Source organism: Planomonospora sp. ID91781 (assembly GCF_015711595.1).
Lineage (GTDB): Bacteria > Actinomycetota > Actinomycetes > Streptosporangiales > Streptosporangiaceae > Planomonospora > Planomonospora parontospora.
The window spans coordinates 972,610-984,974 of sequence record NZ_JABTEY010000001.1; the positions used below are offsets into that span (position 1 = coordinate 972,610).

The window sequence follows — 12,365 nt, forward strand, 5'->3', positions numbered from 1 at the left end:
AAACGCTTTGTGCCGGGGCGGGACGGGGCGGCAGGGTACTCGCATGCCGGTTCAGCACCAGGTGAGAGCGGACTACGACGCTGAGACGATCGTGGTCTACCAGGCGTACCCGCCCGCCGTGGCCGACCCCGCCCTCAGCGCCGAGCGGTTCGTGCCGCCCTTCTCGTTCACCCGCATGACGTGGATCAAGCCTTCGTTCCTCTGGCTCATGCACCGCAGCAACTGGGCGCGGAAGCCGGGGCAGGAGCGCGTCCTGGCGGTGCGGATCACCCGGGAGGGATGGCACGAGGCGCTCTCCCGGGCCGTGCTGACGACGGCCGGACCCGAGGCCGTCGACCGGGCGGCGGTTCACGTCCAGTGGGACCCCGAGCGCTCGTTGCGCGGGGCGGCGCTCAACCACTACAGCATCCAGGTCGGGATCGGCCGGACCTTGATCCGCAGGTTCGCGGACGAGTGGGTCGTCGGCCTCACCGACGTCACGCCCACGGTGAGAAGGATCGCCGGGCTGGTGCAGACCGGACAGGCGTCGAAGGCGCAGCGGCTGCTGCCCCCGGAGCGTGAGTACCCGGTACCCCCGGAGATCGCCCGGCGGCTTCTCGTCGGCTCATGACCGTGGACGCGGGCAGGCGCAGGTTCGTGCAGGAGCACGACCGTGAGCGCGGGCAGGCGCAAGCTCGCGACGCCCGCGCGTGAGCCGGGCGCGCCGGGTCTGGGGCGCCCACCGTGCCCGGAGGTTCAGGAGGGCTGCGTCGCCAGCCGCAGCCCGAACCCGATCACGACGAGGCCCGTCAGCCGGTCCAGGCCGCGCTTGACCGACGGCCTGCCCAGCCAGCCGCGCACCAGCCCGGTGAACCCGATGAGCAGGGCGCTCCAGAGCAGCCCCTCGCAGACGTGCACGCCCGCCAGCAGGACGCCCATCGCGACGTGCGGTGCGTCGTCCGGGATGAACTGGGGGAGCATCGCGATGTAGAAGACGCCCATCTTCGGGTTGAGCAGGTTGGTCAGCAGTCCCCGGCGGAACGCGGGCCACGAACCGTCCCTCCCGGACGGTTCGGACGCCGCCGTCCCGCCCGCGCCGCTCCGGCGGCTGTGCCAGAGCATCCGGCCGCCCATCCACACCAGGTAGGCGACACCCGCCCAGCGCAGCACCTCGTAGGCGAGCCGGGATGTGGAGAGGAGGGCGGACAGGCCGGCGGCGGTGACGACGCCCCACACGAGCGTTCCGGCCTGGATGCCGAGGACCACGGCCCAGGCGGGTCTCCTGCCGGCCAGCAGCGAGGTGCGCAGGATCAGCGCCGTGTCCAGGCCGGGCGTGAGCGTGAGGAATCCCACGACGACGGCGAACGAGGCGATCGAGCCGTAGACGTCCATGGGCTCTCACCGTAGCCCAGCGCGGTGCGGGCACGACGGCCGCCCCGGGACGCCTCACCCGGCGCGCCGCTCCGTCACCCGGTCCTCCGGTTCCTGTGGAACTCCTCCACCAGCTTGATGAACCCGGCCTCGGAGTCGGCGAACTTCATGACGCGCCTGCCGGGATCCGTCGTCACGAAGAACAGCCAGGGACCGGGGGCCGGACGCAGCGCGGCCTCGATGGCGGCGGCGCCCGGGTTGCCGATGGGGCCGGGCGGCAGGCCGGGGCGCGCATAGGTGTTGTAGCGGGACCGGCTCCTGAGATCCTCGACCGAGGCGGTGGAACCGGTCTTGCCCAGGCCGTACATCACCGTGCTGTCCAGCTCCAGTTTCCTCGGGGGCGTGTGGTCCAGCCGGTTGTAGACGACCCGCGCGATCTTCGGCATGTCCTCAGCGCGAACAGCCTCGGCCTGGACGATGCTGGCGACGGTCAGGACCTCCAGCGGCGTACGGCCGATCCGCCCGGCGCCCTCCACCAGCCCGGCGTCCCCGGCGGCGCGGTCGAACCGGGCCACCGTCGCGGCGAGGATCTCGCGGGGGCTCGACCCGGCCGGGAACTCGTAGGCCGCGGGGAAGACGAATCCCTCCAGCGCCCCCTTGGCGTAGGCGGGGAGACCGAGCGCCCCGCCGTCCTCCGCGGCCCGCTCGAACTCCGCCACCGGCCTGCCGGTGGCGTCCGACAGCAGCCGCAGGACCTGGGAGAGCCGCATCCCCGCCCGCACGGTCAGGACGATCGGCTTCCGCGGGGTCTCCGCACGCGTCTCGTCCGGGCCCCGGCCCGTGACGCCGGGCCGATCCGTCACCGGTGCGGGCAGCGCTCCGGCCACGAGCGCCGCTCCGGCCGCCAGCACGGCGACGGCGGCCGCCGCCGGGGCAGGGCCGCGCCGGGAAGGCCGACGGGGTCGGAGGAACCGGCCGGGCGGAGGTGGCTGCTCCTCGTGGGCCATGTCCGAAAGGGTCTCCCGCAGCAGATCCTCGATGTTCATCGCATCTCCCTCACGCCGTCCAACTCGGGAGCGGCCTTCCGCAGCCGTTCCAGCGACCGGTGGATCTGGCTGCGGACCGATCCCACCCCGATGCCGAGCAGCCGGGCGATCTCGGTCTCGGACAGGTCCTCGAAGTAACGCAGCACCAGCACGGTCCGCTGCCGGGGCGTCAGGCGGGCGAGAGCCGTACGCATCACCAGGCGGAGGTCCGCGGTCTCGGCGTGCCCGTCGCGGACCCGGTCGGGGGGCTGCTCCGTGGACACCTCCGTGATCCGGGAGCGGCGCCGCCACCAGCTCACCTGCTCGTGGTACATGGCACGGCGGACGTAGCCCTCGACGGCCGCGGGGTCGCGGAGACCGCGCCATCTGGCGGCCGTCTTCGCCAGTGCCGACTGCACCAGGTCCTCGGCGGCGTGCCGGTCGCCGGTCAGCAGGTACGCGGTGCGGAACAGCGCCCCCGACCGGGCGACGACGAACTCCCGGAAGCCCGCCTCGAAACCTGGATCCACCTGTCCTCCTCGCGGTGTCACCAAGCAAGGACGCGGGCGGGGCGCCGATCTATGCCGGTACGGCGGAAAGCCGGAAGGGAGCGGAGAGCCGGGCGGGAGGACGGCGCGGCGGGAGGAGGGGCAGGTGGGAGGCCGGTGTGGCGGGAGGACGCCGGTCTCGGGAATACGGGACTCAGCGGGAGCGTGTGTACGTCACGGTCCGGGCCCCGGCGCGGAATCCCAGCGAGCCGTACAGCTTCGCCGGGACGGGATGGGCCTCGTCCCCCCGGGCGTAGACCATCGCCTCCTCCGCCCCCTCGGCCCGCAGGCGGTGCATCGCGTACAGGCACGCGGCCCGCGCCAGGCCGAGCCGCTGGAACTCCCGGGAGGTGCCGACCGGCTCGAACTGCCCGACGCGGTTGTCCGGGTCCAGCCAGGCCAGGCAGTAGGAGACCAGCCGCCCGTCCGGCGCCTCCACCACGCAGTCCAGCTCACGCCGGTACGGCCACGCCCGCATCACCCGGCGGTAGCTCTCCTCGGTGACCCTGGACGGGTGGAAGGCCGACCGGTGCGCGGCCACCCGGCCGGGGACGTCCTCGTCCCCGCGCAGGGAGCGCACGGTGAACCCGGGCGGCGTCTCCACCTCGGGGAGTCCTTCCAGGCCGCGCGACATGCGCAGCAGGAAGGACGCGTCCTGCGCCCGCCGGTAGCCGCGGCGCGTCAGGACCCCCGCCAGGCCCGTCTCGGTGTCCAGGATCGTGGTGGCCAGCCGGTCGCCCGCGGTGACCTCGTGGAACCAGTCGAGCACCTCGTCGGCGAGGTCGTCGGGCGCGACGAACTGCAGGCCGCCGGGGAGGCGCACCCAGGCCCACGCGATCGTGCGGCCCTCGCGCTCCCACAGCATCGTCGGCCACTCCGCCTCCCGGCCCCCGTGCTGGAAGCGGTCCCAGGCGAGCTCCCCCACATGGCACCGGCCGCCCCGCCCCCAGACCGCCTGGGCGAGCTCCTGCATCCTGCGCAGGTCCTCGGCGCCTTCGTACGGCCGCATGGTGATGTCGGACACCTGCTCGGCTCCTCCTCGGGTCGCTGCCGGGCCTTCCTCGGACCCCTCATCGGATCTTCTTCGGACTCTTCGTCGGGCGGAGACGAGGACCGGTCCCGGTCCTGGCCGGTCCCCGGTGCTCAGAGGTGGGCCCCGGAGCAGGTCAGGTCTCAGGCGTGGACGCACGGCTCCACGAGATCGCGTTCCATACGAGCATCATGCCTCTGATCCGGACGCGGTGATGACGCCGGAGGGACCGCCTTCGGACGGGCCCGGACTCGCCGAGGGGCTTGCGACCGGCGGACGGGACCCGTCATGATCATCTCTTCCGCCGGTGAAGGGATGATTCACGTGAAACATCGGATCGCCGTGATCGCCGTCATGGCGGCGGGGGTGCTGGCCCTGGAGACCGGGCAGGCGTCCGCGCTGCCCTCCGGCTCAGCCCCCACGCACCCGTCCTCCCTCGCAAGCGTCCCCTTCTCCGCGAGCGCCCCCGTCCTCGCCGGCGGGTCCGTCCTTCCGGACGCCTCCGCCCCCGCCCCCGCGGGCTTCTCCGGCCTCGGATCGCGCCGGGCGCCGGGAGTGGTCGGGACCGACGTCAGCAACTGGACGGGGGACATCGACTGGGAGGCCGCCGCCGGGGCCGGCGCGGCGTTCGCGTTCGTGCACGCCTCCGAGGGCGTGGACTACGTCAGCCCCCGGTTCGCCGCGCAGTACGGCGGCGCCGCCGAGGCGGGCCTGCTGCGCGGGGCCTACCACTTCGCCCAGCCGCACGAGTCCGGCGGTGCGGAGCAGGCCGACTTCTTCGTGCGGAACGGCGGCCGCTGGACCTCCGACGGCCGGACGCTGCCGGGCGTCCTGGACCTGGAGGACAATCCGTACGGCAAGAAGAACCGCCTCGACAACTGCTACGGGCTCACCCCGGAGCAGGCGGTCGCCTGGGTGGGCGACTTCACCCGGCGCTACCGGCAGCGGACCGGCAAGGACGCGATCATCTACACCACCACGAGCTGGTGGCGGACCTGCACCGGCGACTCGCGCGCCTTCGGCCGCAACCCGCTCTGGCTGGCCCGGTGGGGCACGGAGCCGGGGGAGCTCCCGGCGGGCTGGAAGCGCCACACCTTCTGGCAGTCGGCGGACAGGAGCGGTTCCCTGCCCGGCGGCCAGAACTCCTTCAACGGCACGCCGTCCCGGCTCAAGGCGCTCACCCGGGCGCCGTCGAAGATCCGGCTGACGGGTGCGGCACGCGGGGACACCTACACGGTGACGGTCGCCAACACCGGCACCGAGCCGGTCACGGCGCTCAAGCTCGCCGGCCGCACGTTCGGCGGCCAGAAGTTCACCAAGGCCGGCAGGGGCTGCCGGTTCAGCGGTACGGCGGTGCGCTGCACGATCACCAGGCTGGGCCCGAAGACGACGGCCAGGCTGACCTTCACGGTCACGCCCGCCGGGCCCGGCGGCCCGAAGCGGGGGCTGAGGATCGCGGCCGGCCCGGTGACCTTGACCCTGCCCGCCGCCCGGTGACCTCCGATCCCGGTCCGCGGGATCGCGGTGGGAGGTCCGCGGTCGTTCCCGGTTCTGACATCCTCGGAGGATGATCGAACAGTGGCGGGAAGTCGGTGACCGCGTCTACGTCAGGCGGCACGAGTCGTTCGACCTGAACGCCGGCCTCGTCGTCGGCGGTGAGGGCTGCCTGGTCGTCGACACGCGCATGTCCCACCGCCAGGGCCGGGAGCTGGCCGACGCCGTCCGGGAGATCACCGCGCTGCCGTGGACGGTGCTCAACACCCACGCGCACTTCGACCACTTCTTCGGCAACGCGGTCTTCCTCCCCGCCGACATCTGGGGCCACGTCCGCTGCGCGGAGGCGGCCGAGGCCACCGGCGAGGCGCAGCGGCGGAACTGGCTCCACGAGGGTCCGGAGGAACTGGCCGAGGTGGAGATCGTCCCGCCGGGCCGTACGTTCACCGATTCCGTCACCCTCGACCTCGGCGGCCGCCCGGTCCACCTGCGGCACCTGGGCCGCGGCCACACCGACAACGACGTCGTGGCCGAGGTCCCCGACGCCGGGGTGGTCTTCGCCGGGGACCTGGTGGAGGAGGGCGCGCCGCCGCAGTTCGGGGACGCGTTCCCGCTGGACTGGCCGGACACGCTCGCCCGCCTGCTGGACCTGCCGGGCGAGGCGGTCGTCCCGGGCCACGGCGCCGTCGTCGACCGCGACTTCGTACGGCGCCAGCGCGCGGACCTCGTCACGGCCGTCGAGATCCTGACGACCGGCGGTGACCCCGCCCGGTCCCCGTTCCCCGGGGACACCATGGCAGAGATCGCCTCCCGGCTCCGCGGCCGGTAGGGCGGACCCGACCGGGTGCATTCGGCGCCTGCACCCGCGCCGGTTTCACCGTCGAGGACCGCGCGATCACGCCCGCGCTCCCTGGCTCGGACCGGACCGGGTCCGGTCCAGGGGAGCGTCGTCCGCCTCCCGGGCGCCGTCCACCGTCTGCCGGGTCGGTGTCTCCCGGGCGCCGCCCCCCGGTCGCCGACCGCCGCCACCACCCTACGAGCGAGCACCGCTCAGGCGGGTGGCGGCGCGGTCCCGGCCGGAGGCGCGAGGGGGAGGCGGGCGCGCAGGCAGGCTCCCGGCGGGCCGGACGCGACGGCCAGGCCGCCGCCGTGCCGTACCGCGACGTCCCGGGCGATCGCCAGCCCGAGCCCGGCGCCGCCCGCGTCCCGGTCCCTGGCCTCGTCCAGCCGGGTGAAGCGGTCGAAGACGGCCTCGTGGTGCTCGGCGGGGATGCCCGGTCCGTCGTCGCGCACCTCCAGCACGGCCTCGTCCCCCTCCGCCGCCAGCCGGACGGTGACCGCCGACTCCGCATGCCGTACGGCGTTGTCCACGAGGTTGGCCACCAGGCGGCGCAGCTGCTCGGCCGAGCCGCGGACCAGCACGTCGGCGGCGATCTCCAGGGCGACCCGCACCTCCGGCCGCGGCCGGACCCGGGTGCCCTCCTCGGCGGCGACCTGGCCCAGGTCCACCTCGTCATGACGGACCGGCTCGTCGGCGTCCAGCCGGGCCAGCAGCAGCAGGTCGGAGGTGAGCGCCTGGATCCGCTCCACGTCCGCCAGAGCCTCGGCGGTCAGCCGCTGGGGCGGTGCGAGTTCCAGGCGGGCCCGCAGGACGGCCAGCGGGCTGCGCAGCTCGTGGGCGGCGTCGGCGACGAAGCGCCGGTGGCGGCCGACGGCCAGCTCCAGGCGGTCGAGCGTGCGGTTCGTGGTCTCGGCCAGCCGGGCGATCTCGTCGCGGGATCTCGGTACGGGGACCCGCCGGTGCAGGTCGCTGGCGGTGATGTCGGCCAGCTCCGCCCGGATCGCGGAGACCGGCGCGAGCGCCCGGCCGACCGCCAGCCAGGTGAGGGCCGCGACCAGCAGGAGCAGCGCGGGGATGCCGGGCAGCAGGACGGTCCTCAGGGTCTGCAGTGCGGCCTGGGCGGGCTCCAGGGAGGCGCGGGCCCGCACGACCACCGTCCCCCCGGCGGTGCCGACCGGCGCCGTGGCCGTGACGAAGGCGTCCTCCGGTGCCCACCGCTCGGCGGGCAGGGCGGGAGCGGCGTGCACGGAGAACTCCGCCCCGGCGAGGGGGTGTGCCGCCTCGGTGAGGATCTGGACGTCCGGGTCGGCGGCCCCGGGGGCACGCCCGGCCGAGCGGTCCGGTACGGGAAGCGCCTCGCCGGAGATCCGTTCGGCGACGACCCCGGCGCGCCGGAAGGCCTCGTCGGAGGCGCTCGCCATCAGGCGCTCGCTGAGCACGCCGACCAGCAGGGCGGAGGCGGCGGCCAGCGCGACCGCCACGATCGCGGTGGCCGCGAGGGTCGCCCGGACCCGGACCGACAGGCGCGGCATCTCAGGCCTCCAGCCGGTACCCGGCGCCGCGCACGGTCACCAGGGACGACCGGCCGAACGGGGCGTCGATCTTCCGGCGGAGCGCGCTGACGTAGACCTCGACGATGTTCGGGTCCCCGTCGTAGGCGAAGTCCCACGCCTGGGCGAGCAGCTCGCCCTTGGAGACCACCTCGCCCTGCCTGCGGGCCAGGCCGTGCAGGACCGCGAACTCCTTCGGGGTGAGGGAGACCTCCACCCCGCCCCGGTGGCAGCGCAGCCCCGCCGGGTCGACGACCAGGTCGCCGACCCTGATCGAAGCCGGCCGGGCCCGGCCGCCCCGGCGGACGAGGGCGCGCAGCCGGGCTGACAGGACGACGTAGGAGAACGGCTTGGACAGGAAGTCGTCGGCGCCGGTGTCCAGCGCCTCGGCCTCGTCGTGCTCCCCGTCCTTGGCGGTGAGCATCAGGATCGGCGTCCAGTTCTCCGCGTCGCGGAGCCGCGAGCAGACGGTGTAGCCGTTCATCCGGGGCAGCATGACGTCGAGCACGATCACGTCGTAGGGATTCTCCCCGGCCATCCAGAGCCCCTCCCGGCCGTCGTGGGCGACGTCCACCGCGAACCCCTCACCGGCCAGCCCGCCCTTCAGCAGGTCGGCCAGGCGCTTCTCGTCCTCCACCAGCAGCACGCGCATGACGCCAGCGTGCCGGACGCGACCTAAAGCCACCCTGAAGAAGGCGGGACGGCGAGGAGGAACCTGAAGCCGGCTTCGGCGGCGTTCAGGACGGCTTCAGGTTCCGGGAGGGACGGTGTGGCCGCACCTTCCAACCGGACGCGGCCGATGCCCCAGCGGGCACCGGCCGCCGGCCGGACGTCCGCCCGGCGCCGACAGGACCTCGGTCCGAAGGGCGCCGGCCGGACGCCGGCCGGACTTCGACCCAACGAGGAGAACCGACCATGCGCATCCGCTTCCTCGCCGCCGCCGCGGTGACCACCGGAGCCCTGATGACCGTCCTGACCGGCGCGGCCAGCGCCTCCGGAACCCTCTCCCCCGCCGAATCCTTCGAATCCTCCGGAGCCTCCGAACTCGCGTCCTCCGGGACCTCCGGGCTCGCGGTCCCGGCGGTCCCGGCGACCCCGCCGGAGGGCGCCGTCACCATCGCCTGCAGGGGCGGGAAGGGGTTCGTCACCCGCGCGCTCACCGAGGCGGAGCGGGAGAGGATCCGTACCGAGGGGCGCAGACGGGCGGGGGGCGTGGAGGTGGCGCCCGCGGTGCCCGCCCTCCCCGCCGACGGCCTGTCCGAGGTCCGGGTGGCGGAGCGGGGCGAGACCGTCCACCCGGAAGGGTGGGACGAGGTCCGGGTGCCCGGTGAGGCGGTCCGCGGTAAGAAGCCCCACGGGAAGCCGCACTGCGTGAAGGCGTTCCCCGGCAAGGGGTCCTGCGAGGTCGTCAAGGGGCGGCCGGTTCCCGTCCCGCGCCACGGCTCCTCCGGCCCCTCCGGCTCCTTCCACTCCTCCGGTCCGGAGGAGGCCGTCCGCGTGCGCAAGCTGCCCGGCAAGCCGGCCGTGGTCTGCGTCTCCAAGCGGCGATAACGACCCCGGGCGCCGTGCCGTACCGGGTGGAGACCGGTACGGCACGCGCACCGGGAGCCGCTCGGTAGGACGGAGCGGATCCGAGGAGGTCCCGCCGTCCGGACGGGGCGGACCGCCAGCCCGCAGACCGCCCGGCGGCTCCTCGCACGCGCGTACGGCCCGCACCCGAGGGGGCGCGGGCCGTACGCGGCGGTCACGGATCAGGTCAGGTCATGTTCCTGGTGACCTGGCTCCGGTCGGCGTCGGTGCCCTGACCGGTCACACCGGCCGTGGGGTCCGCCTTGTGGCTGAACTCCTCGGCCTTCGACTTCACGCCCCCGGCCACGCCGGAGACCTTGTCGGCCGCGGTCTTCGCCTTGTCGCTCATCCAGTGGGACGCGTCACTCGCGCTGCCCTTCATCGTGTCGGTCCACTGGCTGGAGTTCTTGCGGTACATCGCGAAACCCGCGGCTCCGGCCGCGAGGCCGGTGAGCAGCAGGAGCATCGGCCAGTTGCGGGATCTGACCTTGGCCGGGGGTGAGGGATCCAGCCTGGTCGCCGCCTGGGACAGCATCGAGCTCAGCTTGGGTCCCAGCTGCTGCTCGACGGTGTGCGCGGCGGCGTCCAGCTGCGGCGCGGCCCACCTGCGGGCTTCGCTGATCTTCTCGTCCGCGGCGCTGAGGGCGGCCTCACGGGCCTGTGCGGCCATCGGGCCGACCCGTTCGGCGGCGCGGGCGATCTGCAGCATGGCCTGGTCTCTGGCCACCATGGCCTGGTGCTTGGCCAGTCGCATCCGGGTCTCCGGAACCATGCTGGTGTTGCGCTTTCCAAACAGTGTTGCAAGAGGCACGGCAACTCCTCCCCTGTCGTTGGGGCCCCGCAGCGACCCCTTCCCGCTCGAAAGCGGCTCAATCATGACCAGTCGTGGGAGGATGTTGACGGGCCGGTGACGGCCATAGTTGACACAACAGCACAAATGCAGCGCCTGAGGCAGGCTTTGCGTGATTACCTGAAGGGGGCAGCCCGACCGTGGCTGAGAAGTTGATCGCTACCCTGAACACGAACCGCGGCACCGTGAAGGTGCAGCTCTTCCCGGACCACGCGCCCAAGACCGTGCGCAACTTCGTGGAGCTGGCCGAGGGAGCCCGGGAGTGGACGCACCCCGAGACCGGCCAGAAGACCACCGACAGGCTCTACGACGGCACCGTCTTCCACCGGGTCATCGACGGCTTCATGATCCAGGGCGGCGACCCCCTGGGCCAGGGCATCGGCGGCCCCGGCTACAAGTTCGACGACGAGATCCACCCCGACCTCTACTTCAACCGCCCCTACCTGCTCGCCATGGCCAACGCCGGCATCCAGATGGGCCGCGGCACCAACGGCTCGCAGTTCTTCATCACCGTGGTGCCCACGCCGCACCTGAACGGCCGGCACACCATCTTCGGTGAGGTCGTCGAGGGCCAGGAAGTCGTCGACGCCATCGCCAAGACCCCGACGGGCCCCGGCGACCGCCCCGTCGACCCGGTCGTGCTGGAGAGCGTCACGATCGACCGCGTCCAGGGCTGAACCTCCCGTGCGGCGGCCGCGGTGACGGCCGCCGCGCACGGGCGCCGGGGGTGCACAGGCCCTGCGGCGGCTGCCGCGCACGGACGCCCGGATCGCACGGGCCGCGGTGACGGGCACGCGGTGCCCCGGCCGCACGGAGCCTTGGCGCACAGGGTCCGGGCGCACAGGGTCCGGGCGCACGGTGCCCGGAAATCTGCATAGGGTTGGGTGAGGATCCGAGCACGGTCGAAAGGGTCGCCGACGCGTCATGACCACCCAGCCCCCCGGCGAGTCCGGGACCCAGGCCGTTCCCACCTGCTACCGCCACCCGGACCGCGAGACCTATGTGCGCTGCCAGCGCTGCGAGCGGCCCATCTGCCCCGACTGCATGCGCGACGCGGCGGTCGGCTTCCAGTGCCCCGAGTGCGTGGCCGAGGGCAACAAGGGCGTACGGCAGGTGCAGGCGGTGTTCGGCGGAGGGGCGGTCACCACGCCCTACGTCACCTGGGGACTGCTGATCCTCAACGTGCTGGCCTACATCGCGGAGAACGTCTCCGACCAGGTTCTCAACGGCTTGGCCATGTCATCGGGAGCCGTCGCCTACGGAGGCGAGTGGTGGCGTCTGATCACCGGTGCCTTCCTGCACTCCCCGCTCGACGCGGGAAGCTTCGCGCTCACCCACATCCTCTTCAACATGTGGGCGCTCTACGCCATCGGCCCCGAACTGGAGCGCCGTCTCGGCTCGACGCGGTTCCTGGCGCTCTACCTGCTCTCCGCGCTCGGCGGCTCCGTCGCGGTCTATCTCTTCGGCATCGCCGCGGTGGGCGCGTCGGGCGCGATCTACGGCATGTTCGGCGCGTTGTTCGTGGTCTCCAGGAAGCTCGGCTACGACGTCCGCGGAGTGCTCTGGCTGATCGGCATCAACGTGGTGATCACGTTCATGGTCCCCAACATCAGCTGGCAGGGCCACCTCGGCGGCCTGGTCACCGGTGTCGTGGTCGCGGCGGCCCTCGTCCACGCCCCGGCCAGGAACCGCACCACGGTCCAGCTCGCCGGCTGCGCCGCCGTCCTGCTGATCCTGGTCGCCGTGGTCGCGCTGCTGCCGCCGTACGCCTTCGACACCGCTCTGCGCAACGGCATCTTCGGCTGATCCACACCCTGACGCGCGTCCCCAGGGTGTGGACAGCCCTGTGGAAAGTTCTAACGCCAGCGGGTGGAGAGGATCACACCGAAGATGATGAAACCGAACCCGATGAGCAGGTTCCAGTTCGCGAGCGTCCCGAGCAGCGGCGCGTCCGGCGCCACGTAGTAGACGGCGATCCACAGGATGCCGATGATCCAGGAGGCCACCATGACCGGCGCCAGCCAGCGCGGGCTCATCTTGACCTGCTGGGTCGTCTTCGGCGGGGTGTAGACCGCCTTCTTGCGAGTCTTGGGCTTGGGCACTGGGGT

General features: G+C 73.2%; 14 protein-coding genes. 6 read left to right on the top strand and 8 right to left on the bottom strand.

Annotation, left to right across the window (positions count from 1 at the left end; all coding sequences use genetic code 11):
- Positions 1-43 precede the first annotated feature (43 nt).
- Entirely contained in the window at positions 44-610 is a 567-nt protein-coding gene (locus HS048_RS04465) for a DUF4291 domain-containing protein (protein ID WP_068900175.1), read from the top strand.
- Positions 611-735: 125 nt separating this feature from the next.
- On the opposite strand, the gene HS048_RS04470 is transcribed toward HS048_RS04465, so the two are convergent.
- The 4 genes from HS048_RS04470 to HS048_RS38685 form a co-directional block, all read right to left on the bottom strand.
- Positions 736-1,371, bottom strand: coding sequence for a LysE family translocator (locus tag HS048_RS04470; protein ID WP_068900173.1), 636 nt, complete (start codon positions 1,369-1,371; stop codon positions 736-738).
- A 74-nt stretch (positions 1,372-1,445) separates the two neighbouring features.
- Entirely contained in the window at positions 1,446-2,396 is a 951-nt protein-coding gene (mltG, locus tag HS048_RS04475; RefSeq protein ID WP_196466224.1) for an endolytic transglycosylase MltG, read from the bottom strand.
- Positions 2,393-2,905, bottom strand: coding sequence for a SigE family RNA polymerase sigma factor (locus HS048_RS04480; RefSeq protein ID WP_068900167.1), 513 nt, complete (start codon positions 2,903-2,905; stop codon positions 2,393-2,395). The genes mltG and HS048_RS04480 overlap by 4 nt, the downstream gene beginning before the upstream one ends.
- Before the next feature lie 172 nt (positions 2,906-3,077).
- On the bottom strand, positions 3,078-3,947 hold the full coding sequence (locus tag HS048_RS38685) for a GNAT family N-acetyltransferase (protein ID WP_084008690.1): 870 nt from the start codon (positions 3,945-3,947) through the stop codon (positions 3,078-3,080).
- Positions 3,948-4,277: 330 nt separating this feature from the next.
- Here HS048_RS38685 and HS048_RS04490 point away from each other — a divergent pair, with 330 nt between their 5' ends.
- Together HS048_RS04490 and HS048_RS04495 are read left to right on the top strand one after the other, a co-directional pair.
- Entirely contained in the window at positions 4,278-5,450 is a 1,173-nt protein-coding gene (locus tag HS048_RS04490; RefSeq protein ID WP_307832364.1) for a GH25 family lysozyme, read from the top strand.
- A gap of 70 nt (positions 5,451-5,520) precedes the next feature.
- On the top strand, positions 5,521-6,276 hold the full coding sequence (locus HS048_RS04495) for an MBL fold metallo-hydrolase (RefSeq protein WP_196466225.1): 756 nt from the start codon (positions 5,521-5,523) through the stop codon (positions 6,274-6,276).
- Between the two features lie 221 nt (positions 6,277-6,497).
- On the opposite strand, the gene HS048_RS04500 is transcribed toward HS048_RS04495, so the two are convergent.
- Together HS048_RS04500 and HS048_RS04505 are read right to left on the bottom strand one after the other, a co-directional pair.
- Positions 6,498-7,820, bottom strand: a complete 1,323-nt coding sequence (locus HS048_RS04500) for a cell wall metabolism sensor histidine kinase WalK (RefSeq protein ID WP_068900162.1) — start codon at positions 7,818-7,820, stop codon at positions 6,498-6,500.
- A 1-nt stretch (position 7,821) separates the two neighbouring features.
- Positions 7,822-8,490 (bottom strand): response regulator transcription factor, encoded by a 669-nt coding sequence (locus HS048_RS04505; RefSeq protein WP_068900160.1) that lies wholly within the window; start codon positions 8,488-8,490, stop codon positions 7,822-7,824.
- A 263-nt stretch (positions 8,491-8,753) separates the two neighbouring features.
- Here HS048_RS04505 and HS048_RS04510 point away from each other — a divergent pair, with 263 nt between their 5' ends.
- Positions 8,754-9,389 carry a hypothetical protein gene (locus HS048_RS04510; RefSeq protein ID WP_196466226.1) on the top strand — a complete coding sequence of 212 codons (636 nt, stop codon included), beginning with the start codon at positions 8,754-8,756 and terminating at the stop codon, positions 9,387-9,389.
- A 205-nt stretch (positions 9,390-9,594) separates the two neighbouring features.
- On the opposite strand, the gene HS048_RS04515 is transcribed toward HS048_RS04510, so the two are convergent.
- Positions 9,595-10,218: a hypothetical protein gene (locus HS048_RS04515; RefSeq protein ID WP_196466227.1), complete on the bottom strand. Its 624-nt coding sequence runs from the start codon at positions 10,216-10,218 to the stop codon at positions 9,595-9,597.
- Between the two features lie 179 nt (positions 10,219-10,397).
- Between HS048_RS04515 and HS048_RS04520 the strand changes: the two genes are divergently transcribed.
- Entirely contained in the window at positions 10,398-10,934 is a 537-nt protein-coding gene (locus HS048_RS04520; RefSeq protein ID WP_068900153.1) for a peptidylprolyl isomerase, read from the top strand.
- 247 nt (positions 10,935-11,181) lie between these two features.
- On the top strand, positions 11,182-12,063 hold the full coding sequence (locus HS048_RS04525; RefSeq protein WP_196466228.1) for a rhomboid family intramembrane serine protease: 882 nt from the start codon (positions 11,182-11,184) through the stop codon (positions 12,061-12,063).
- Between the two features lie 50 nt (positions 12,064-12,113).
- Here HS048_RS04525 and HS048_RS04530 read toward each other — a convergent pair whose 3' ends face one another.
- Complete coding sequence (locus HS048_RS04530; RefSeq protein ID WP_068900149.1) at positions 12,114-12,359, bottom strand: cell division protein CrgA; 246 nt, start codon at positions 12,357-12,359, stop codon at positions 12,114-12,116.
- Between the last annotated feature and the right edge of the window lie 6 nt (positions 12,360-12,365).